At 72.8% G+C, this 22,792-nt stretch carries 18 protein-coding genes; 17 read left to right on the top strand and 1 reads right to left on the bottom strand.

From position 1 onward, the window contains the following. Positions 1 to 5 precede the first annotated feature (5 nt). From ACZ434_RS21445 to ACZ434_RS21500, 12 genes are all read left to right on the top strand, one after another. Positions 6 to 1,301: a dihydroorotase gene (locus tag ACZ434_RS21445; protein WP_468458110.1), complete on the top strand. Its 1,296-nt coding sequence runs from the start codon at positions 6 to 8 to the stop codon at positions 1,299 to 1,301. Beyond that, positions 1,298 to 1,858 carry a PH-like domain-containing protein gene (locus ACZ434_RS21450; protein WP_468458112.1) on the top strand — a complete coding sequence of 187 codons (561 nt, stop codon included), beginning with the start codon at positions 1,298 to 1,300 and terminating at the stop codon, positions 1,856 to 1,858. The genes ACZ434_RS21445 and ACZ434_RS21450 overlap by 4 nt, the downstream gene beginning before the upstream one ends. After that, positions 1,855 to 2,997 carry a glutamine-hydrolyzing carbamoyl-phosphate synthase small subunit gene (carA, locus tag ACZ434_RS21455; protein ID WP_468458114.1) on the top strand — a complete coding sequence of 381 codons (1,143 nt, stop codon included), beginning with the start codon at positions 1,855 to 1,857 and terminating at the stop codon, positions 2,995 to 2,997. The genes ACZ434_RS21450 and carA overlap by 4 nt, the downstream gene beginning before the upstream one ends. After that, on the top strand, positions 2,990 to 6,298 hold the full coding sequence (carB, locus tag ACZ434_RS21460; RefSeq protein ID WP_468458116.1) for a carbamoyl-phosphate synthase large subunit: 3,309 nt from the start codon (positions 2,990 to 2,992) through the stop codon (positions 6,296 to 6,298). Before carA ends, carB begins: the two co-directional genes overlap by 8 nt. Before the next feature lie 54 nt (positions 6,299 to 6,352). Next, complete coding sequence (locus ACZ434_RS21465) at positions 6,353 to 7,459, top strand: quinone-dependent dihydroorotate dehydrogenase (protein WP_468458118.1); 1,107 nt, start codon at positions 6,353 to 6,355, stop codon at positions 7,457 to 7,459. Then, entirely contained in the window at positions 7,456 to 8,301 is an 846-nt protein-coding gene (gene pyrF, locus ACZ434_RS21470) for an orotidine-5'-phosphate decarboxylase (protein ID WP_468458120.1), read from the top strand. The genes ACZ434_RS21465 and pyrF overlap by 4 nt, the downstream gene beginning before the upstream one ends. Positions 8,302 to 8,559: 258 nt before the next feature. After that, positions 8,560 to 8,883: an integration host factor gene (locus tag ACZ434_RS21475; protein WP_003977346.1), complete on the top strand. Its 324-nt coding sequence runs from the start codon at positions 8,560 to 8,562 to the stop codon at positions 8,881 to 8,883. A 60-nt stretch (positions 8,884 to 8,943) separates the two neighbouring features. Continuing rightward, positions 8,944 to 9,537, top strand: a complete 594-nt coding sequence (gmk, locus tag ACZ434_RS21480) for a guanylate kinase (RefSeq protein WP_468458122.1) — start codon at positions 8,944 to 8,946, stop codon at positions 9,535 to 9,537. Between the two features lie 62 nt (positions 9,538 to 9,599). Beyond that, entirely contained in the window at positions 9,600 to 9,872 is a 273-nt protein-coding gene (rpoZ, locus tag ACZ434_RS21485; RefSeq protein ID WP_004933985.1) for a DNA-directed RNA polymerase subunit omega, read from the top strand. Positions 9,873 to 9,994: 122 nt separating this feature from the next. Beyond that, the gene (coaBC, locus tag ACZ434_RS21490; RefSeq protein ID WP_468458124.1) at positions 9,995 to 11,197 is read left to right on the top strand and encodes a bifunctional phosphopantothenoylcysteine decarboxylase/phosphopantothenate--cysteine ligase CoaBC; all 1,203 of its coding nucleotides are present in this window, start codon (positions 9,995 to 9,997) and stop codon (positions 11,195 to 11,197) included. Positions 11,198 to 11,435: 238 nt separating this feature from the next. Next, positions 11,436 to 12,659, top strand: coding sequence for a methionine adenosyltransferase (gene metK / locus ACZ434_RS21495; protein WP_468458126.1), 1,224 nt, complete (start codon positions 11,436 to 11,438; stop codon positions 12,657 to 12,659). A 265-nt stretch (positions 12,660 to 12,924) separates the two neighbouring features. Next, a complete protein-coding gene (locus tag ACZ434_RS21500) occupies positions 12,925 to 15,072 on the top strand; it encodes a primosomal protein N' (RefSeq protein WP_468458128.1) in 2,148 nt (715 codons plus the stop codon). Positions 15,073 to 15,178: 106 nt separating this feature from the next. Here the strand turns inward: ACZ434_RS21500 and ACZ434_RS21505 are convergent, their stop codons facing one another. Beyond that, on the bottom strand, positions 15,179 to 15,733 hold the full coding sequence (locus ACZ434_RS21505) for a hypothetical protein (protein WP_468458130.1): 555 nt from the start codon (positions 15,731 to 15,733) through the stop codon (positions 15,179 to 15,181). A 327-nt stretch (positions 15,734 to 16,060) separates the two neighbouring features. Here ACZ434_RS21505 and fmt point away from each other — a divergent pair, with 327 nt between their 5' ends. The 5 genes from fmt (at position 16,061) to ACZ434_RS21530 (ending at position 22,783) form a co-directional block, all read left to right on the top strand. Next, positions 16,061 to 16,993 carry a methionyl-tRNA formyltransferase gene (fmt, locus tag ACZ434_RS21510; protein WP_468458132.1) on the top strand — a complete coding sequence of 311 codons (933 nt, stop codon included), beginning with the start codon at positions 16,061 to 16,063 and terminating at the stop codon, positions 16,991 to 16,993. A gap of 67 nt (positions 16,994 to 17,060) precedes the next feature. Then, a complete protein-coding gene (locus ACZ434_RS21515; RefSeq protein ID WP_468458134.1) occupies positions 17,061 to 18,479 on the top strand; it encodes an RsmB/NOP family class I SAM-dependent RNA methyltransferase in 1,419 nt (472 codons plus the stop codon). A gap of 831 nt (positions 18,480 to 19,310) precedes the next feature. Further along, on the top strand, positions 19,311 to 19,997 hold the full coding sequence (gene rpe / locus ACZ434_RS21520) for a ribulose-phosphate 3-epimerase (RefSeq protein WP_468458136.1): 687 nt from the start codon (positions 19,311 to 19,313) through the stop codon (positions 19,995 to 19,997). Between the two features lie 78 nt (positions 19,998 to 20,075). After that, positions 20,076 to 21,119 (top strand): sugar-binding transcriptional regulator, encoded by a 1,044-nt coding sequence (locus tag ACZ434_RS21525; protein WP_468458138.1) that lies wholly within the window; start codon positions 20,076 to 20,078, stop codon positions 21,117 to 21,119. A gap of 221 nt (positions 21,120 to 21,340) precedes the next feature. Continuing rightward, positions 21,341 to 22,783, top strand: a complete 1,443-nt coding sequence (locus tag ACZ434_RS21530) for a GuaB1 family IMP dehydrogenase-related protein (RefSeq protein ID WP_468458284.1) — start codon at positions 21,341 to 21,343, stop codon at positions 22,781 to 22,783. Positions 22,784 to 22,792 lie beyond the last annotated feature (9 nt).

Raw genomic sequence — 22,792 nt, forward strand, 5'->3', positions numbered from 1 at the left:
GAACCATGAGCAAGACCCTGATCCGTGGTGCGAAGGTACTCGGCGGCGAGCCGCAGGACGTGCTGATCGACGGCACCGTCGTCGAGGCGGTCGGCCCGGACCTGTCCGCCGGGGACACCGAGGGCGCCGAGGTCGTCGAGGCCGCCGGCAAGGTCCTCCTGCCGGGCCTGGTCGACCTGCACACGCACCTGCGCGAGCCCGGCCGCGAGGACTCCGAGACCGTGCTGACCGGCACCAGGTCGGCGGCGAGCGGCGGCTACACGGCCGTGTTCGCCATGGCCAACACCTTCCCGGTCGCCGACACGGCCGGTGTGGTCGAGCAGGTGTGGCGGCTCGGCAAGGAGCACGGCTACTGCGACGTGCGGCCCGTCGGCGCGGTCACCGTCGGCCTGGAGGGGCGCAAGCTCGCCGAACTGGGCGCCATGCACGAGTCCGCGGCCGGCGTCACCGTCTTCTCCGACGACGGCAAGTGCGTCCACGACGCCGTGATCATGCGGCGCGCGCTGGAGTACGTGAAGGCCTTCGGCGGGGTCGTCGCCCAGCACGCGCAGGAGCCGCGGCTGACCGAGGGCGCCCAGATGAACGAGGGCGTCGTCTCCGCCGAACTGGGACTCGGCGGCTGGCCGGCCGTCGCCGAGGAGTCGATCATCGCCCGGGACGTGCTGCTCGCCGAGCACGTCGGTTCCCGCGTCCACATCTGCCACCTGTCCACGGCCGGCAGCGTGGAGATCGTCCGCTGGGCCAAGTCGCGCGGCATCGACGTCACCGCCGAGGTCACCCCGCACCACCTCCTCCTCACCGAGGAGCTGGTCCGGTCGTACAACCCGGTCTACAAGGTCAACCCGCCGCTGCGCACCGAGCGCGACGTCATGGCGCTGCGCGAGGCGCTCGCCGACGGCACGATCGACATCGTCGCCACCGACCACGCGCCCCACCCGCACGAGGACAAGGACTGCGAGTGGGCCGCCGCCGCCATGGGCATGGTCGGCCTGGAGACCGCGCTGTCGGTGGTCCAGGAGACCATGGTCGACACGGGCCTGCTGGACTGGGCCGGCGTCGCCGACCGCATGTCCTTCAAACCCGCGCGGATCGGACGGGCCGAGGGCCACGGCCGCCCCGTCTCGGCAGGTGAGCCCGCCAACCTCACCCTCGTCGACACGGCATACCGTGGTCCCGTGGACCCCGCGGGCTTCGCCTCGCGCAGCCGCAACACCCCCTACGAGGGCCGTGAGCTGCCGGGCCGTGTGACGCACACCTGGCTCCGGGGCAAGGCCACGCTCGTCGACGGGAAGCTCACGTGACATCTGTAATCCTGCTGGCCGCCGAGAAGAAATCGGCGGAAGTGACCGACTGGGCCGCCCGGATCGGCTGGGTCCTCGGACTCGCCCTCTTCGTCGCGCTCGTCTACTGGCTGATGCGCGAGGGCTGGAAGTGGCGCGGCACCCTCCAGGGCGACCTGCCCGAGCTGCCTGCCGCGCCGGACGACCCCGGCCCGGCGAGACTGGGCATGAGCGGCCGCTACCACGGCTCGACCACCGCCGGTCAGTGGCTCGACCGCATCGTGGCGCACGGCCTGGGCACCCGCAGCCGGGCCGAGCTCACGCTCACCGACGCCGGACTGGACGTCGTACGCCCCGGAGCGGACGACTTCTTCATCCCGGCCGACGCGCTCCGCGGGGCCCGGCTCGACAAGGGCATCGCCGGCAAGGTCCTCACCGAGGGCGGACTGCTGGTGGTCACCTGGGCGCACGGCGAGCGGCTGATCGACTCCGGCTTCCGCTCCGACCGGGCGGCCGAGCACAACGAGTGGCTGGAAGCCCTCGACCACATGATCAACAAGACGGAAGGCGCACGATGACAACCTCCACCAGGGGAACCGGCACGGTTCCCGCCGTACTCGTCCTGGAGGACGGCCGGATCTTCCGCGGCCGCGCCTACGGGGCAGTGGGGGAGACCTTCGGCGAAGCGGTGTTCTCCACCGGCATGACCGGCTACCAGGAGACCCTCACCGACCCGTCCTACCACCGCCAGGTCGTCGTGATGACCGCCCCGCACGTCGGCAACACCGGCGTCAACGACGAGGACATGGAGTCCAGGAAGATCTGGGTCTCCGGCTACGTCGTCCGCGACCCCGCGCGCGTGCCCTCCAGCTGGCGCTCCCGCCGCACCCTGGACGACGAGCTGGCCGCCCAGGGCGTCGTCGGCATCTCCGGCATCGACACCCGCGCCCTCACCCGCCACCTGCGCGAGCGCGGCGCCATGCGCGTCGGCATCTTCAGCGGTCAGGCCGTCCAGGACGACGCCGCGCTGCTGGCCCGGGTCCAGGAGGCCCCCGAGATGGCCGGCGCCGACCTCTCCGCCGAGGTCGCCACCACCGAGGCGTACGTCGTCCCCGCGATCGGCGAGAAGAAGTTCACCGTCGCCGCCGTCGACCTCGGCATCAAGGGCATGACCCCGCACCGCATGGCCGAGCGCGGCATCGAGGTGCACGTCCTGCCCGCCACCGCCACCGTCGAGGACGTCTACGCCGTCAACCCGGACGGTGTCTTCTTCTCCAACGGCCCCGGCGACCCGTCCACCGCCGACCACCCGGTCTCCGTGATGCGGGGAGTCCTGGAGCGCGGCACCCCGCTCTTCGGCATCTGCTTCGGCAACCAGATCCTGGGCCGCGCGCTCGGCTTCGGCACCTTCAAGCTGAAGTACGGCCACCGCGGCATCAACCAGCCCGTGCAGGACCGTACGACCGGCAAGGTCGAGGTCACCGCGCACAACCACGGCTTCGCCGTCGACGCCCCGCTCGACAAGGTCTCCGACACCCCCTACGGCCGCGCCGAGGTCTCCCACGTCTGCCTCAACGACAACGTGGTGGAGGGCCTCCAGCTCCTCGACAAGCCGGCCTTCAGCGTCCAGTACCACCCCGAAGCGGCAGCGGGCCCGCACGACGCCGCCTACCTGTTCGACCGCTTCGTTTCCCTGATGGAGGGCCAGCGTGCCTAAGCGCACCGATATCCAGTCCGTCCTGGTCATCGGCTCCGGCCCGATCGTCATCGGCCAGGCCGCCGAGTTCGACTACTCCGGCACCCAGGCGTGCCGCGTCCTGAAGTCCGAGGGCCTGCGGGTCGTCCTGGTGAACTCCAACCCGGCGACGATCATGACCGACCCGGAGATCGCCGACGCCACCTACGTCGAACCGATCACCCCGGAGTTCGTCGAGAAGATCATCGCCAAGGAGCGCCCCGACGCGCTGCTGCCCACCCTGGGCGGCCAGACGGCCCTCAACACCGCGATCTCGCTGCACGGCAACGGCGTCCTGGAGAAGTACGGCGTCGAGCTGATCGGCGCCAACGTGGAGGCCATCAACAAGGGCGAGGACCGGGACCTCTTCAAGGAGGTCGTCGAGGAGGTCCGCAAGAAGATCGGCCACGGCGAGTCCGCCCGGTCCCACATCTGCCACTCCATGGACGACGTCCTCAAGGGCGTCGAGGAGCTCGGCGGCTACCCGGTCGTCGTCCGCCCCTCCTTCACCATGGGCGGCGCCGGCTCCGGCTTCGCCCACGACGAGGACGAGCTGCGCCGCATCGCCGGCCAGGGCCTCACCCTCTCGCCGACCACCGAGGTGCTCCTGGAGGAGTCCATCCTCGGCTGGAAGGAGTACGAGCTGGAGCTGATGCGCGACAAGAACGACAACGTCGTGGTCGTCTGCTCCATCGAGAACTTCGACCCCATGGGCGTCCACACCGGCGACTCGATCACCGTCGCGCCCGCCATGACACTGACCGACCGCGAGTACCAGGTGCTGCGCGACGTCGGCATCGCGATCATCCGCGAGGTCGGCGTCGACACCGGCGGCTGCAACATCCAGTTCGCGGTGAACCCCGAGGACGGCCGGGTCATCGTCATCGAGATGAACCCGCGCGTGTCGCGCTCCTCCGCGCTCGCCTCCAAGGCGACCGGCTTCCCGATCGCCAAGATCGCCGCCAAGCTCGCCGTCGGCTACACCCTCGACGAGATCCCGAACGACATCACCCAGGAGACCCCGGCCTCCTTCGAGCCGACGCTCGACTACGTGGTCGTGAAGGCCCCCCGGTTCGCCTTCGAGAAGTTCCCGAGCGCCGACTCCACCCTCACCACCACCATGAAGTCGGTCGGCGAGGCCATGGCCATCGGCCGCAACTTCACCGAGGCCTTCCAGAAGGCGCTGCGCTCGCTGGAGAAGAAGGGCAGCCAGTTCACCTTCGTCGGCGAGCCCGGCGACAAGGCCGAGCTGCTGCGCGAGGCGGTCCGCCCCACCGACGGCCGGATCAACGCCGTCATGGGCGCCATCCACGCGGGCGCCACCCCGCAGGAGGTCTTCGACGCCACGAAGATCGACCCCTGGTTCGTCGACCAGCTCTTCCTCATCAAGGAGATCGCCGACGAGCTGGCCGCCGCCCCCGAGCTGACCCGCGAACTGCTCGCCGACGCCAAGCGGCACGGCTTCTCCGACCAGCAGATCGGCGAGATCCGCGGCCTGCGCGAGGACGTCGTCCGCGAGGTGCGGCACGCGCTGGGCATCCGCCCGGTCTACAAGACCGTCGACACCTGCGCCGCCGAGTTCGCGGCCAGGACGCCGTACTTCTACTCCTCCTACGACGAGGAGACCGAGGTCGCGCCGCGCGAGAAGCCCGCGGTGATCATCCTGGGCTCCGGCCCGAACCGCATCGGCCAGGGCATCGAGTTCGACTACTCCTGCGTCCACGCCTCCTTCGCGCTCGGCGACGCCGGATACGAGACCGTGATGGTCAACTGCAACCCGGAGACCGTCTCCACCGACTACGACACCTCCGACCGGCTCTACTTCGAGCCGCTCACCCTGGAGGACGTCCTGGAGATCGTCCACGCCGAGCGGCAGGCCGGACCGGTCGCGGGCGTCGTCGTCCAGCTCGGCGGCCAGACCCCGCTCGGCCTGGCGCAGGCGCTGAAGGACAACGGCGTGCCGATCGTCGGCACCTCCCCGGAGGCCATCCACGCCGCCGAGGACCGCGGCGCCTTCGGCCGGGTCCTCAAGGAGGCCGGCCTGCCCGCCCCCAAGCACGGCACCGCCACCACCTTCGCCGAGGCCAAGGCCATCGCCGACGAGATCGGCTACCCGGTCCTGGTCCGGCCGTCCTACGTGCTCGGCGGCCGCGGCATGGAGATCGTCTACGACGAGAACCGGCTGGAGGCGTACATCGCCGAGTCGACCGAGATCGGCCCCTCCCGGCCGGTGCTCGTCGACCGCTTCCTCGACGACGCCATAGAGATCGACGTCGACGCCCTCTACGACGGCGAGGAGCTCTACCTCGGCGGTGTCATGGAGCACATCGAGGAGGCCGGCATCCACTCCGGCGACTCGGCGTGCGCCCTGCCCCCGATCACCCTCGGCGGTTTCGACATCAAGCGGCTGCGGGCCTCCACGGAGGCCATCGCGCGCGGTGTCGGGGTACGCGGTCTGATCAACATCCAGTTCGCGCTCTCCGGCGACATCCTCTACGTCCTGGAGGCCAACCCGCGCGCCTCGCGCACCGTCCCCTTCACCTCGAAGGCGACCGCGGTGCCGCTGGCGAAGGCCGCCGCGCGGATCTCGCTGGGCGCCACCGTCGCCGAGCTGCGCGCCGAGGGCCTGCTCCCGGCGAAGGGCGACGGCGGCACGCTCCCGCTGGACGCGCCGATCTCCGTCAAGGAGGCCGTGCTGCCCTGGTCCCGCTTCCGGGACATCCACGGCCGCGGTGTCGACACGGTGCTCGGCCCGGAGATGCGCTCCACCGGCGAGGTCATGGGCATCGACTCCGCCTTCGGCACGGCGTACGCCAAGTCGCAGTCCGGCGCCTACGGCCCGCTGCCGACCAAGGGACGCGCGTTCATCTCGGTCGCCAACCGGGACAAGCGCTCGATGATCTTCCCCGCGCGGGAACTGGTGGCGCACGGCTTCGAGCTGCTCGCCACCTCCGGCACCGCCGAGGTCCTCAAGCGCAACGGCATCAACGCCACCGTGGTGCGCAAGCAGTCCGAGGGCCCCGGCCCGAACGGCGAGCGGACCATCGTCCAGCTCATCCACGACGGCGAGGTCGACCTCATCGTCAACACCCCGTACGGCACCGGCGGCCGCCTCGACGGCTACGACATCCGCACGGCCGCCGTGGCCCGCTCCGTGCCGTGCCTGACGACGGTCCAGGCGCTCGCCGCCGCCGTCCAGGGCATCGACGCGCTCAACCGGGGCGACGTGGGCGTCCGCTCGCTCCAGGAACACGCGGAGCATCTGACCGCGGCCCGCGACTAGCAGCAGCCCCCAGGGGGACACCGGAAACGGTGTCCCCCTCTTCATGAGGACACCATGTACCAGATTCTCTTCACTCTGCTCTTCCGGCGGATGGACCCGGAGCGGGCCCACCACCTGGCCTTCGGCTGGATCCGCCGCGTCGCGCGGGTCCCCGTCCTGCGCACCTTCGTCGCCGCCGTGCTCGCGCCCCGCCACAGGGAACTGCGCACCGAGGCCCTCGGGCTGCGCCTGCACAGCCCCTTCGGGCTCGCCGCCGGCTTCGACAAGAACGCCGTCGGCATCGACGGCATGGCGATGCTCGGCTTCGACCACGTCGAGATCGGCACCGTCACCGGGGAGCCGCAGCCCGGCAACCCCAAGCAGCGGCTGTTCCGCCTGGTCGGCGACCGGGCGCTGATCAACCGCATGGGCTTCAACAACGACGGCTCGCTCGCCGTCGCCGCACGCCTGGCCTCCCGCACCCCCGTCTTCAGGACGGTCGTCGGCGTCAACATCGGCAAGACCAAGGCCGTCCCCGAGGACGAGGCCGTCGCCGACTACGTGAAGTCCGCCGAGCGGCTGGCACCGTACGCCGACTACCTGGTCGTCAACGTCTCCTCCCCGAACACCCCGGGACTGCGCGACCTCCAGGCCGTGGACCAGCTGCGCCCGCTGCTGGCCGCCGTCCGCGAGGCCGCCGACCGAGGCGTCCCGGCCCGCCGGGTGCCGCTGCTGGTGAAGATCGCCCCCGACCTCGCCGACGAGGACATCGACGCGGTCGCCGACCTCGCCGTCGAGCTCGGCCTGGACGGCATCATCGCCACCAACACCACCATCGCCCGCGCGGGGCTCGGCCTGACCTCCGACCCCGCGGCCGTCAAGGAGACCGGCGGACTGTCCGGCGCCCCCCTGAAGACGCGCTCCCTCGACGTGCTGCGCCGCCTCTACGCACGCGTGGGCGACCGGATCACCCTGGTCGGCGTCGGCGGCATCGAGAACGCCGAGGACGCCTGGCAGCGCATCCTGGCCGGTGCCACGCTGGTCCAGGGCTACAGCGCGTTCGTCTACAAGGGCCCCTTCTGGGGCCGCGCCATGCACAAGGGGCTCGCCGCGCGGCTGCGCACCAGCCCCTACGCCACGCTCGCCGACGCGGTGGGCGCCGACGTGAGGACCACGGCATGACAGGTCTGGAACCCTTCGGCGCGCGTCTGCGCCGCGCGATGGACGAGCGGGGCCCGCTGTGCGTGGGCATCGACCCGCATGCCTCCCTGCTCGCCGAGTGGGGCCTGAGCGACAGCGTGACGGGGCTGGAGCGGTTCAGCCGCACGGTCGTCGAGGCGGTCGCCGACCGGATCGCCGTGCTCAAGCCGCAGAGCGCCTTCTTCGAGCGCTTCGGCTCGCGCGGCATCGCCGTCCTGGAGAAGACGGTCCAGGAGGCGCGGGCGGCCGGGGCGCTGGTCGTCATGGACGCCAAGCGCGGTGACATCGGCTCCACCATGGCCGCCTACGCCGAGTCCTTCCTGCACAAGGACGCGCCTCTGTTCTCCGACGCGCTCACCGTCTCGCCGTACCTCGGTTACGGCTCGCTGAGCCCGGCCGTCGCGCTGGCCCGCGAGACCGGCACCGGACTGTTCGTGCTGGCGCTGACGTCCAATCCGGAGGGCGGCGAGGTGCAGCACGCGGTCCGCGCCGACGGGCGCACCATCGGCGCGACCATGCTCGGGCACCTGGCCCTGGAGAACGCCGGCGAGGAGCCGCTCGGGTCCTTCGGCGCGGTGGTCGGCGCCACGCTCGGCGACCTGTCCTCCTACGACCTGGACATGGGCGGCCCGATCCTCGCCCCCGGCATCGGCGCGCAAGGGGCCACGGCGGCCGACCTCCCGGCGGTGTTCGGGGGCGCGGTGCGCAACGTGGTGCCGAACGTCAGCCGGGGAGTGTTGCGCCACGGTCCCGACGCGGTCGCTCTGCGTGACGCCGCGGAGCGGTTCGCGGAGGAGATCCGGGCCGCCGTGACACGGGGGTGAGGGCGGCCGGCGGGAGATTGCGTGGTCGTCGCACTCTGAATACAGCCTCGATTACGCAACTTTTTGCCCCGAAATGTCCGACCTGGCGGAGGCTGACCTGGACTTTTCCGCAGTTCTCGCTGACTTCCGGCGGAGTTGGCCGCTAGTCTCCGACGGAGAGTGAACGGGCGAGCGTGTTGCCCGTGGCTCCCAGGTGTGGGGCGACTAGGTTCCTCACCGGTCCGTATCCGACAGTTCGACATCCGAGGTGACGTAGGCGTGGCTCTTCCGCCCCTTACCCCTGAACAGCGCGCAGCCGCGCTCGAAAAGGCCGCCGCGGCTCGCCGGGAGCGGGCCGAGGTCAAGAATCGACTCAAGCACTCCGGCGCCTCCCTGCACGAGGTCATCAAGCAGGGCCAGGAGAACGACGTCATCGGCAAGATGAAGGTCTCCGCCCTGCTCGAGTCCCTGCCGGGCGTGGGCAAGGTCCGTGCCAAGCAGATCATGGAGCGACTGGGCATCTCCGAGAGCCGCCGTGTGCGTGGTCTCGGGTCCAACCAGATCGCCTCCCTGGAGCGCGAGTTCGGCAGCACCGGCTCCTGAGTACCGGGCAGTCCGGGACCGGCGTCCCGGGCGCCCCGGGATTGCTGGAATAATCGCCGCATGGCTGCAACACCCCGGGGGACGTCCCCCGTACCCCCGGACGTACGTCCGCGGCTGACCGTGCTCTCCGGCCCCTCCGGGGTCGGCAAGAGCACGGTCGTCGCTCATATGCGCAAGGAACACCCCGAGGTCTGGCTCTCCGTCTCGGCGACGACCCGCAAGCCCCGTCCCGGTGAGCAGCACGGAGTCCACTACTTCTTCGTCACCGACGAGGAGATGGACAAGCTGATCGCCAACGGCGAGCTGCTGGAGTGGGCCGAGTTCGCGGGCAACCGCTACGGCACGCCCCGCGCGGCGGTGCTGGAACACCTGGAGGCGGGTGTGCCCGTGCTGCTGGAGATCGACCTCCAGGGTGCGCGGCAGGTCCGCGAGTCCATGGCCGAGGCCCAGCTGGTGTTCCTGGCTCCGCCCTCCTGGGAGGAGCTCGTGCGCAGGCTCACGGGCCGCGGCACCGAGTCGGCCGAGGTCATCGAGCGCCGGCTCGCCGCCGCCAGGACCGAACTGGCCGCCGAGCCGGAGTTCGACACCACCCTGGTCAACACCTCCGTCCAGGACGTCGCCCGCGAGCTGCTAGCCTTGGTGAACGTCGTGTGATCGTGAGCAGTCGCTCACCGGTCAGGCCGACAGAATCTTTCCCATCCATCGGAAGGTAGAGCGTGTCCTCTTCCATCTCCGCGCCCGAGGGCATCATCAACCCGCCGATCGACGAGCTCCTCGAGGCCACGGACTCGAAGTACAGCCTCGTGATCTACGCGGCCAAGCGGGCCCGCCAGATCAACGCGTACTACTCGCAGCTCGGCGAGGGCCTGCTCGAGTACGTCGGTCCCCTCGTCGACACCCACGTCCACGAGAAGCCGCTCTCGATCGCCCTGCGTGAGATCAACGCGGGACTGCTGACCTCCGAGGCCGTCGAAGGCCCCGGCCAGTAACCGGTCAGTACGTCGTATCAGCGGTTCGCAGCTGACTTTTCCACAGGCCCGGCAGCACGTTGCCGGGCCTGTGGTGTCTCATGGGTGCTGATCGCAACATTTCCGAGGTCCGGGGAGAGACGGTGGACAAGCCGAAGGTCGTTCTGGGGGTCAGTGGCGGCATCGCCGCGTACAAGGCCTGTGAGCTGCTCAGGCGGCTGACGGAGTCGGGCCACGACGTGCGGGTCGTCCCCACCGCCTCCGCGCTGCACTTCGTCGGCGCCGCCACCTGGTCCGCCCTCTCCGGCCATCCGGTCTCCACCGAGGTCTGGGACGACGTCCACGAGGTGCCGCACGTCCGCATCGGACAGCAGGCCGACCTGGTGGTCGTCGCCCCGGCCACGGCCGACACGCTCGCCAGGGCGGCCCACGGCCTGGCCGACGACCTGCTCACCAACACCCTGCTCACCGCCCGCTGCCCGGTGGTCTTCGCGCCCGCCATGCACACCGAGATGTGGGAGCACCCGGCCACCCAGGACAACGTGGCGACGCTGCGCGCACGGGGCGCCGTCGTCATCGAACCGGCCGTCGGCCGTCTCACCGGAGCCGACACCGGCAAGGGCCGGCTCCCCGACCCGGGTGAGATCTTCGAGGTCTGCCGCCGGGTACTGGCCCGCGGCGTCACCGACCCCGACCTCACGGGCCGCCACGTCGTCATCAGCGCCGGAGGCACCCGCGAGCCCCTCGACCCCGTCCGCTTCCTCGGCAACCGCTCCTCCGGCAAGCAGGGGTACGCCCTCGCCCGCACCGCCGCCGCCCGGGGCGCCCGCGTCACGCTGATCGCGGCCAACGCCGCGCTGCCCGACCCGGCGGGGGTGGACGTCGTCGCGGTGGGGACCGCGGTGGAGCTCCGAGAGGCCGTGCTGCGCGCCGCCCCCGACGCGGACGCGGTCGTCATGGCGGCGGCCGTCGCCGACTTCCGCCCGGCGGCCTACGCCACCGGGAAGATCAAGAAGAAGGAAGGCCAGGAGCCCGAGCCCGTCACCCTGGTGCGGAATCCGGACATCCTCGCCGAGATCTCCGGCGACCGGGCGCGGTCCGGACAGGTGATCGTGGGCTTCGCCGCCGAGACCGACGACGTGCTCGCCAACGGCCGCGCCAAGCTGAAGCGCAAGGGCTGCGATCTGCTCGTGGTCAACGAGGTGGGGGAGCACAAGACCTTCGGCCGGGACGAGAGCGAGGCCGTGGTACTGGGCGCCGACGGCAGCGAGACCCCCGTCCCGCACGGCCCCAAGGAGGCCCTGGCCGAAACCGTCTGGGACCTGGTGGCCGAACGCCTCGGATGAGTGGTTGATTCTCCCTCCGGCCCGCCGAAACCTCCCCACACCGGGGCGTGGCACCCCTGGCGAACCTCGCCCGGCCCGGAGAGAATGCCCGTGCCGCAGGTCACAGCACTCCGGTAGGCGAGACAGGGGGACCCGCGGCGGAGCGCGACCGATAAACTGTCCGACGGACGGCGCCCGGGTGCAGCCCCCGCCGTCCGCCCATGATCAGCCAGCAGCCGCTGCAACCCCAGGGAGCGTTGTGTCCCGTCGTCTGTTCACCTCGGAGTCCGTGACCGAGGGTCACCCCGACAAGATCGCTGACCAGATCAGCGACACCATCCTCGACGCGTTGCTCCGCGAGGACCCGGCGTCCCGGGTCGCCGTCGAGACCTTGATCACCACCGGCCTGGTGCACGTGGCCGGCGAGGTCACCACCAAGGCGTACGCGGACATCGCGACGCTGGTGCGCAACAAGATCCTGGAGATCGGCTACGACTCCTCGAAGAAGGGCTTCGACGGCGCTTCCTGCGGCGTCTCGGTGTCGATCGGCGCGCAGTCCCCGGACATCGCACAGGGCGTCGACACGGCGTACGAGTCCCGGGTCGAGGGTGCCGCCGCAGGTGGGGAAACGGACGAGCTGGACCGGCAGGGCGCCGGCGACCAGGGCCTGATGTTCGGCTACGCGACGGACGAGACGCCGACGCTGATGCCGCTGCCCGTCTTCCTCGCCCACCGCCTGTCCAAGCGCCTGTCCGACGTGCGCAAGAACGGGACCATCCCCTACCTGCGCCCGGACGGCAAGACCCAGGTCACCATCGAGTACGACGGCGACAAGGCGGTCCGTCTGGACACCGTGGTCGTCTCCTCCCAGCACGCCTCCGACATCGACCTGGAGTCGCTGCTCGCCCCCGACATCCGCGAGTTCGTCGTGGAGCCGGAGCTGAAGGCGCTCCTCGACGACGGCATCAAGCTCGACACCGAGAAGTACCGGCTGCTGGTCAACCCCACCGGCCGGTTCGAGATCGGCGGCCCGATGGGCGACGCCGGTCTCACCGGCCGGAAGATCATCATCGACACCTACGGCGGCATGGCCCGCCACGGCGGCGGCGCCTTCTCCGGCAAGGACCCCTCCAAGGTGGACCGCTCGGCCGCGTACGCGATGCGCTGGGTCGCCAAGAACGTGGTGGCGGCCGGCCTGGCCGCGCGCTGCGAGGTCCAGGTGGCGTACGCGATCGGCAAGGCGGAGCCCGTCGGTCTGTTCGTGGAGACGTTCGGCACGGCCAAGGTCGAGACCGAGAAGATCGAGCGGGCCATCGACGAGGTCTTCGACCTCCGCCCGGCCGCCATCATCCGCGACCTGGACCTGCTGCGCCCGATCTACGCCCAGACCGCCGCCTACGGCCACTTCGGCCGTGAGCTGCCCGACTTCACCTGGGAGCGCACCGACCGCGTCGACGCCCTGCGCAAGGCGGCGGGCCTGTAGGCACCGCCTCCGCGTCCGCCCGAGGCCCGGCGGCCCCTCGACGAGGGACCGCCGGGCCTCGGCACGTACGCAGCGCCGTGAACGTCGGTGCGCGCCGCGCGAATGGGCCCCGCGCTTGCGGTGCAGGTCCCGATCCCGCTGCCGGTTCCCGGACCCGGTGGGGCCGAGCGGGCCGGGGCAGCGGCGCCCTTCGGTCGTTCGGCCGGTACCCGAGCCGATCCCGGGCCCGGCGCCGCTGTCAGTCGCGTTTGGTAAGAATGCAGGCGTGAGCAGCGAGAACGGACGGCAGGACGGCGGCGCGGAGGGCGCGCCGCCCGAGCAGCTCGCGCTCATCCGGGAGAGCGTGCGCCAGGCCAAGGCCCCCCGGGCCAAACCGCGCACCTGGCGGGGCGCCGCGCTCGCCAAGGACCTGCCCGTCGCCCGGGTCCTGGTCGACAAGGGCGTGCTCCACCTCGACCGCTACTTCGACTACGCGGTGCCCGAGGAACTGGACGCCGACGCGCAGCCGGGCGTGCGGGTGCGGGTGCGGTTCGGCGCCGGCCGGCACCGGGTCCGCGAGGGCCGCCGCGAGGGCGGCGGCCTGATCGACGGGTTCCTCGTCGAGCGCCTCGCCGAATCCGACTACTCGGGGCCGCTGGCCGCGCTGGCCCAGGTCGTCTCGCCCGAGCGGGTGCTCGACGAGGAACTGCTGGGTCTCGCCCGCGCGGTCGCCGACCGGTACGCGGGCAGCCTCGCCGACGTCCTCCAGCTCGCCGTGCCGCCGCGCAACGCCCGCGCCGAGCAGCGTCCCTCGCCCGCGCCGCTGCCCCCGCCGCCGGCGCCCGTACCCGGCTCCTGGGAGCGGTACGAGCAGGGGCCGGCGTTCCTGGAGTCACTGGCCTCCGGAGGCGCCCCGCGCGCCGTGTGGAACGCGCTGCCCGGCCCGCAGTGGAGCGAGGAACTGGCCCGGGCCGTCGCGGCGACCCTGGCCTCCGGGCGCGGCGCGCTGGCCGTCCTGCCGGACGGACGGGCCGTGACCCGCGCCGACGCCGCGCTCACGGCGCTGCTGGGGGAGGGGCGGCACGCGGTCCTCACCGCCGACGCGGGACCGGAGAAGCGCTACGCCCAGTGGCTCGCGGTGCGGCGGGGATCCGTCCGGGCCGTCATCGGGACGCGGGCGGCGATGTTCGCGCCGGTACGGGACCTCGGACTGGTCGCGGTCTGGGACGACGGCGACGACAGCCACAGCGAGCAGCACGCCCCGCAGCCGCATGCCCGTGAGGTGCTGCTGCTGAGGGCCGCGCAGGACCGGTGCGCCTTCCTGCTGGGCGGCTGGAGCTGCACCGTGGAGGCCGCCCAGCTCGTGGACACCGGCTGGGCCCGTCCGCTGATCGCCACGAGGGAACGGGTACGGGCCGCCGCGCCGCTGGTGCGGACCGTGGGCGACCAGGATCTCGCCCGGGACGAGGCCGCCCGCGCGGCGCGGCTGCCGACGCTCGCCTGGCAGGCCGTCCGGGAGGGCCTGCGGCACGGACCGGTGCTGGTGCAGGTCCCCCGGAGGGGGTACGTGCCGCGGATGGCGTGCGCCCACTGCCGGGCCCCGGCGCGCTGCCGGCACTGCTCCGGGCCGCTGGAGGCCCAGGGCTCCGGCGATCTGCGGTGCGGTTGGTGCGGGCGTGAGGAGAGCGGCTGGCACTGTCCCGAGTGCGGCGGGTTCCGGCTGCGGGCCCAGGTCGTGGGGGCGCGGCGGACCGCCGAGGAGCTGGGCCGGGCCTTCCCCGCGGTTCCGGTACGGACCTCGGGGCGCGAGCACGTCCTGGACACGGTGCCGGGGACGCCCGCGCTGGTGGTGAGCACGCCGGGCGCGGAACCGGTGGCCGAGGGCGGGTACGCGGCGGCGCTGCTGCTGGACGGCTGGGCCATGCTGGGCCGGCCCGACCTGCGCTCCGACGAGGACGCGTTGCGCCGCTGGATCGGCGCGGCGGCGCTGGTGCGCCCCCAGCCGGCGGGCGGCACGGTGGTGGTGGTCGCGGAGCCGACGCTGCGGCCGGTGCAGGCCCTGGTGCGGTGGGACCCGGTCGGGCACGCGGTGCGGGAGCTGGCGGAACGGGGCGAACTGGGCTTCCCGCCGGTGTCGCGGATGGCGGCGGTCTCCGGGCCGGGCGAGGCGGTGGCCGCGTTCCTCCGCGCGGTGGACCTGCCGCCCCGGGCGGAGATCCTGGGCCCGGTGCCGCTGCCGGTCACCGCGCCCGGCCGGCCACGGCGCCCGGGCGCACCCCCGCCCGGGGAGCACTGGGACCGGGCACTGGTCCGCGTACCGCCCGGCCACGGCGCCGCGCTGGCCGCGGCCCTGAAGGCCGCCCAGGCGGCACGCATGGCCCGGGGCGGGAATGACCCCGTGTGGGTCCGGATCGATCCGCTGGACATCGGCTGACCGGCCGGATCGGACTGGGCCGGGCCGGTCAGGCCGGGCCGTGGTGGGTGGACGTGCCGCGCCCTCCCGGGGCGGTCGTCCGGGAGGGCGCGGCGGGAGGGGCGGGTCAGCCGTTGCGCGGGGCGGGGAAGACCGTGGGTCGGGGCTCCTCGCGCAGGGACGGGCTGCCGGCGGTGGGCTGGGTCGGCATGGAGCGCGCCGCGGGAACCGTGGGCACGGTGGAGACGCCCGCGCCCACGTTGACCGTGCGGGTGCCCGACGACTCCGGCGTCCGCTCGGCCTCGGCGGTGGAGGCGGCCGGTGTACGGTCGGCCGCGCGGCGGGCGCCGTAGCGGCGGTGCACCGCCTGCTTGGTGACCCCGAGCGCGGAGCCCACCGCGTCCCACGAGAAGCCGAGCGAGCGGTCGAAGTCCACGGCCGCCGTGACCAGGGTCTCGACACTGTCCCGCAGCTCCTGGGCGAGACGGACCGTCGGGGCGGGGGCACGTCCGTAGACGACGAAGCCCGTGGAGGGGCCGGAGCGGCGCGGGCGGTAGACGTTGCCCAGCTGGGCGGTGAGCGTGCGCAGTGCGTCCACCTGCCGCCGGACCCGCTCGATGTCCCGCACCAGCAAGTGCAGGCTGGCCCGAGCCTGGGCGTCGTGGGTTGCGTGGTCGGCCATGAACAAGCCTCTCGAACCGGCGTTGAAAGGAATGAGCCCGTTGCCGGGCCCGAGGTCAACTCTTTCTTGACCAACGCGTGGACGCTCCGCTGGTCACGGGGAGGGGGCGCGGCGGCATATGCGTACGCCCCTGCGGGGGTGTGCCTCGGCCTTCGGTCCCAGAGTGTTCTCCCGCTCGCGCACCGCCCGTTTCCGGTGGGCCGGGAGGCGGGCGTCTGCCGTGGGGCTGCCCGTCGCCGGCGGCCGTCCCCGTGAGGCGGGCGCGGGCCCGGACCATAGACTGGTGCGCTGCCCAGCCGTTCCCGCCCGAGAGGCCCCACGCACCCCATGAAGCTCGTCTTCGCCGGTACCCCCGAGGTCGCCGTTCCCGCACTGGACGCTCTTCTCGCCTCCGGGCGGCACGAGGTGGCCGCCGTCGTCACACGGCCCGACGCGCCCGCCGGGCGGGGACGCAGGCTGGTCGCCTCTCCCGTCGCCGACCGTGCCGAGGAGGCCGGGATCGAGGTGCTGAAGCCCGCCAAGCCCCGGGACCCCGACTTCCTGGAGCGGCTCAGGGAGATCGCGCCGGACTGCTGCCCCGTCGTCGCCTACGGCGCCCTCCTGCCGAGGGCCGCCCTCGACATCCCCGCCCGGGGCTGGGTCAACCTGCACTTCTCACTGCTGCCCGCCTGGCGCGGCGCCGCACCCGTGCAGCACGCCATCATGGCCGGCGACGAGATCACCGGCGCCGCCACCTTCCTCATCGAGGAGGGCCTCGACTCCGGGCCCGTCTACGGCACCGTCACCGAGGAGATCCGCCCCACCGACACCAGCGGCGACCTGCTCACCCGGCTCGCCTTCGCCGGCGCCGGCCTGCTCGCCGCGACCATGGACGGCATCGAGGACGGCGCCCTGAAGGCCGTGCCGCAGCCCGCCGACGGCATCAGCCTCGCCCCCAAGGTCACCGTCGAGGACGCCCGCGTCGACTGGCACACCCCGGCGCTGCGCGTCGACCGCGTGGTGCGCGGCTGCACTCCCGCGCCCGGCGCCTGGACCACCTTCCGGGGCGAGCGCCTGAAGATCGTGCAGGCCGTCCCCGTACCGGACCTGACCGGCCTCGCGCCCGGACAGCTGTCCGCCGGCAAGAACAACGTGTACGTGGGCACCGCCTCGTACGCCGTGGAGCTGCTGTGGGTGCAGGCTCAGGGCAAGAAGCCGATGCGGGCGGCGGACTGGGCCCGCGGGGTGCGCATCGGTGCGGGGGAGACCGTCGGCGCCTGACGCCCCCGGGACCTCCAGGACGTAGGGTGGAGCGCGCACTTCACCCCACATCCGGAGCACCTTTTTCGTGAGCGACCAGCCCCGTCGGCCCCGCAAGCCCGCCAAGCCCTACCGCCGGCCCAAGAAGGACCCCGTCCGCGTCCTCGCCTTCGAGGCCCTGCGGGCCGTGGACGAGCGGGACGCCTACGCCAACCTCGTCCTGCCCCCGCTGCTGCGCAAGGCGCGCGAGGACGACGACTTCGACGCGAGGGACGCGGCCCTCGCCACCGAGCTGGTGTACGGCACCCTGCGCCGGCAGGGCACCTACGACGCGGTCATCGCGGCCTGTGTCGACCGGCCGCTGCGCGAGGTGGACCCGCCGGTGCTGGACGTGCTGAGCCTCGGCGCGCACCAGCTGCTGGGGACGCGGATCCCGACGCACGCCGCCGTGTCCGCGTCCGTCGAACTGGCCCGGGTGGTGCTCGGCGACGGGCGGGCCAAGTTCGTCAACGCCGTGCTGCGCAAGATCGCGCAGGACGACCTCGACGGCTGGCTGGAGCGGGTCGCCCCGCCGTACGACGAGGACCCCGAGGACCACCTCGCCGTCGTGCACTCGCACCCCCGCTGGGTGGTCTCCGCGCTGTGGGACTCCCTCGGCGGCGGACGGGACGGCATCGAGGAGCTGCTGCGGGCCGACAACGAACGCCCCGAGGTGACCCTGGTCGCCCGCCCCGGCCGGGCCACCACCGACGAGCTGCTCGACGAGGACGCCGCCGTCCCCGGCCGCTGGTCGCCGCACGCCGTGCGGCTGGCGGAGGGCGGCGAACCGGGCGCCATCACGGCGGTCGCCGACGGCCGCGCCGGCGTCCAGGACGAGGGCAGCCAGCTGGTCGCCCTCGCGCTCGCCAATGCCCCCGTCGAGGGCCGTGACCGGATGTGGCTGGACGGCTGCGCCGGGCCCGGCGGGAAGGCCGCGCTGCTCGGGGCGCTCGCCGCCGAGCGCGGCGCCGTGCTGCTCGCCTCCGAGAAACAGCCGCACCGGGCCGGACTCGTGGCCAAGGCGCTCGCCGGGAACCCCGGCCCGTACCAGGTGGTCGCCGCCGACGGGACGCGCCCGCCGTGGCGGCCCGGCAGCTTCGACCGGGTGCTGGTCGACGTGCCGTGCACCGGCCTCGGCGCCCTGCGCCGCCGCCCCGAGGCACGCTGGCGGCGCCGCCCGGAGGACCTGGACGGCTTCGCGCCCCTCCAGCGCGGGCTGCTGCGCACCGCGCTGGAGTCCGTACGCGCCGGCGGTGTCGTCGGCTACGCCACCTGCTCGCCGCACCTCGCCGAGACCCGCGCCGTGGTCGCCGACCTCCTCAAGCAGTTCCCGGAGGCCGACCTCATCGACGCCCGCCCCCTGCTCCCCGGCGTCCCGGACCTCGGTGAGGGCCCCGACATACAGCTGTGGCCCCATCTGCACGGCACCGACGCGATGTACCTGGCCCTCATCCGCCGCACCGGCTGACCGGCCGCTCCCGCCGCCCACCGAGGGTGTGTCCGGCCACCGGTGACGCGTCCTCGGCGGGTCCGGTGCGGCGGGGGGAGCCCGTGCGGGGCACGGGGAGGCCGCCGGGGGCATCCGCAGGTGCCGGACCGGCCGCCCGTGACCGGGACGACGGCCCGTGTGCCCGTCCGCGGCCCGGCGTCGTGCCGCATCCGGTGCGGCAGGGCCGATGAACATGCCCGCCGTGAGCCGCGGACGCGGGCCCGGTGGGCCTCGCGGCCCGCGACACCTGTGTCCGTGCGTGGCCCGGCGTCGTGCCGCATTCGTTGGGGTAGGGCCGCTGAACGTGCCTGCCGTGAGCCGCGGACGCCTGCCCGGTGGGCTTCGCCGTCCGCGGCACCGGTGGTTCGGGCGTGCGGCAGGTGTCCGTGCGTGGTCCGGCGTCGTGCCGTATTCGGTGGGGCAGGACCGGTGAACGTGCCCGGCGTGAGCTGCGGACGCCTGCCCGGTGGGCTTCGCCGTCCGCGGCACCGGTGGTTCGGGCGGGCGGCAGGTGTCCGTGCGTGGTCCGGCGTCGTGCCGTATTCGGTGGGGCAGGGCCGGTGAACGTGCCTGCCGTGAGCTGCGGACGCCGGTTCTGTGGGCTTCGCCGTCCGCGGCACCTGTGGTCCGGGCCGGTGGTGAAGGCTCCGTGTTCCGTGTCCTGTGCGGGCTGTGAGGCCGGGACGGCGGGTGTCACGGCGGTGCCTGTGGGGGCGGGGCCGGTCACGGGGACCGTCCGCCGCCCGGGGAGTCGGTCCGCGCACCGGCACCGCTGCACGCAACCCCCGGCGGGCATGGCAGTCTTGGGCCATGGCCCCGCAGATCAACCCCAGCATCCTGTCCGCCGACTTCGCCCGCCTCGCGGACGAGGCGAAGGCGGTCGAGGGAGCCGACTGGCTCCACGTCGACGTCATGGACAACCATTTCGTCCCCAACCTCACGCTCGGCGTGCCGGTCGTGGAGTCGCTGGCCCGCGCGACGGACACGCCGCTGGACTGCCATCTGATGATCGAGGCCCCGGACCGCTGGGCGCCCCAGTACGTGGAGGCGGGGGCCGGTTCCGTCACCTTCCACGTCGAGGCCGCCGCCGCGCCCGTACGGCTCGCGCGCGAGATCCGCGCCAAGGGCGCCCGCGCCTCCATGGCGCTGAAGCCCGCCACCCCCGTCGAGCCGTACGAGGATCTGCTCCCCGAGCTCGACATGCTGCTGATCATGACGGTTGAGCCCGGCTTCGGTGGGCAGGCGTTCCTCGACATCATGCTGCCGAAGATCCGCCGCACCCGTGAGCTGATCGACCGGCACGGTCTGGAGCTCTGGCTCCAGGTCGACGGCGGAGTCTCGGCCTCCACCATCGAGCGGTGCGCGGACGCCGGCGCCGACGTCTTCGTCGCGGGTTCCGCCGTGTACGGGGCATCGGACCCGGCCGAGGCGGTACGTGCACTGCGCAACCAGGCGGAGGCCGCGACGGCCAAGGCATCGTGGGCATGCGACCACTGAGCGTCAGGAACGTGAACGGCGCCCGGCAGGGCTGATCGACCGCGCCGGATCTGCAAGGATGAACGGCGAATCCAGAGTGTGAACAGCAGTGAGGAGATCGCCGTGTCGGGTATGTCGGCGGGCCGGTCAGCCATGCGGATGGGACCCGCTGAGCTGGTGCAGGCGGCGGCCATGGCCCGCCGCTTCTACCTCGAGGGCAAATCCAAGATCCAGATCGCCGAGGAGTTCGGCGTCAGCCGCTTCAAGGTGGCCCGGGTCCTGGAGACCGCCCTCGAACGGGATCTCGTGCGGATCGAGATCCGCGTGCCGGCCGAACTGGACGCCGAGCGCTCCGACGCGCTCCGCGCCCGCTACGGCCTCAGGCACGCCGTCGTGGTCGAGTCCCCGGCCGAGGCCGAGGAGACACCCGACCCCGAGAACCTGGGAGAGGTGGCCGCCGACCTGCTCGGCGAGCTGGTCAACGAAGGGGATGTGCTGGGGCTGGCCTGGGGCCGGTCCACCATCCACATGGCGGCGGCCCTGGACCGGCTGCCGCCCTGCACGGTCGTGCAGCTCACGGGCGTGTACGACGCCGGGACCGCCGAACGCGGCTCGGTGGAGGCCGTGCGGCGCGCCGCGCAGGTGTCGGGCGGCGACGCCCACCCCATCTACGCGCCGATGCTGCTGCCGGACGCGGCCACCGCTCAGGCGCTGCGCCACCAGACCGGGATCGCGCGGGCCTTCGAGTACTTCGACAAGGTCACCGTCGCCTGTGTCTCCATCGGTTCCTGGGAGCCGGGCATCTCGACGGTGCACGACATGCTCAGCGACGAGGAGCGGGCGCACTACGCCTCCCTCGGTGTCGCCGCGGAGATGTCCGCGCACCTCTTCGACGCCGAGGGCCGCCGGGTCGGCCGGGACCTCGGGGAGCGGTGCATCACGGTCAAGGCGGACCAGCTGCGCCGGGTGCCGGAGGTCGTCGCGATCGCCGGCGGACAGCGCAAGGGGCCCGCGATCGACGCCGTACTGCGCTCCGGTCTGGTCACCAGCCTGGTGACGGACACCTCGGCCGCGGACTATCTGATGACGGCGGGCCCGGCCCCGCGGTCCGCTCTCAACCGGGCGGACCCGGACGGCGGGTGACACGGCGGGGCGGGCCCTGCGGCACCGTCCGCACGCTGCCGCGGCGGGCCCCGCCCCCCGCCCGCCCACATCCTTGGAGGATCCTCCGAGCAGGGCTCCGACCGGCTTGGACGATGCGACCGGGGAGGCTGTCAGGGTCGTCATGGGAGAATGAAGTACGTGCTCTTCCCCCTGGCTGACCTGTCCGGGGGCCACCTCTGATCGACTGGGATGTGCAGCACGTGCGTTTCCTCAACGACATCCAGCCCGCCTACGACCTGACGTACGACGACGTCTTCATGGTGCCGCGCCGCTCCGCGGTCGGCTCGCGGCAGGGCGTGGACCTCAGCTCCCCGGACGGCACGGGCACCACCATCCCGCTCGTCGTCGCCAACATGACGGCCATCGCCGGACGCCGCATGGCCGAGACCGTGGCCCGGCGCGGCGGACTGGTGGTCATCCCGCAGGACATCCCGATCGAGGTCGTCGCCGAGGTGGTCTCCTGGGTGAAGGGCCGCCACCTGGTCCTGGACACCCCCATCGTGCTGGCGCCGCACCAGACCGTCGCCGACGCGCTCGCCCTGTTGCCCAAGCGCGCGCACAACGCGGGCGTCGTCGTCGACGACGGGCACCGGCCGGTCGGCGTGGTCACCGACACCGACCTGTCCGGAGTGGACCGCTTCACCCAGCTCGAGGAGGTCATGTCCAAGGACCTCATCCTCATCGACGCCGACATGGACCCGCGCGAGGCCTTCAACACCCTCGACGGCGCCAACCGCCGCTACGCGCCCGCCGTGGACCGGGACGGCCGCCTGGCCGGCATCCTCACCCGCAAGGGCGCCCTGCGCGCCACCCTCTACACCCCGGCCACCGACGCGCGGGGCAGGCTCCGCATAGCCGCCGCCGTCGGCATCAACGGCGATGTGGCCGGCAAGGCCAAGCAGCTCCTGGAGGCGGGCGTGGACACGCTCGTCATCGACACCGCCCACGGTCACCAGGAGTCGATGATCAACGCGGTGAAGCTGGTGCGCGGCCTCGACCCGCAGGTGCCGGTCGTCGCGGGCAACATCGTCTCCGCCGAGGGCGTGCGCGACCTGATCGACGCGGGCGCCGACATCATCAAGGTCGGCGTGGGCCCCGGCGCCATGTGCACCACCCGCATGATGACCGGCGTCGGCCGGCCCCAGTTCTCCGCCGTCCTGGAATGCGCCGCCGAGGCGAAGAAGTACGGCAAGCACGTGTGGGCCGACGGCGGCGTCCGCCACCCGCGCGACGTCGCGATGGCGCTCGCGGCCGGCGCGTCCAACGTGATGATCGGCTCCTGGTTCGCCGGAACCTACGAGTCCCCGGGCGACCTCCAGCACGATGCGAACGGCCGCCCCTACAAGGAGTCCTTCGGCATGGCCTCCGCGCGTGCCGTGCGCAACCGCACCGCCGAGGAGTCCGCCTACGACCGTGCCCGCAAGGCGCTGTTCGAGGAGGGCATCTCCACCTCCCGCATGTTCCTCGACCCGGCCTCCCCCGGGGTCGAGGACCTGATCGACTCGATCATCGCGGGCGTCCGCTCCTCCTGCACCTACGCCGGTGCCGCCTCGCTGGAGGAGTTCGCCGAGAAGGCCGTCGTCGGCATCCAGAGCGCCGCCGGCTACGCCGAGGGCAAGCCGCTGCACGCCAGCTGGAACTGACGGCCCCCT

It is taken from the genome of Streptomyces sp. NPDC030893, from assembly GCF_055571535.1.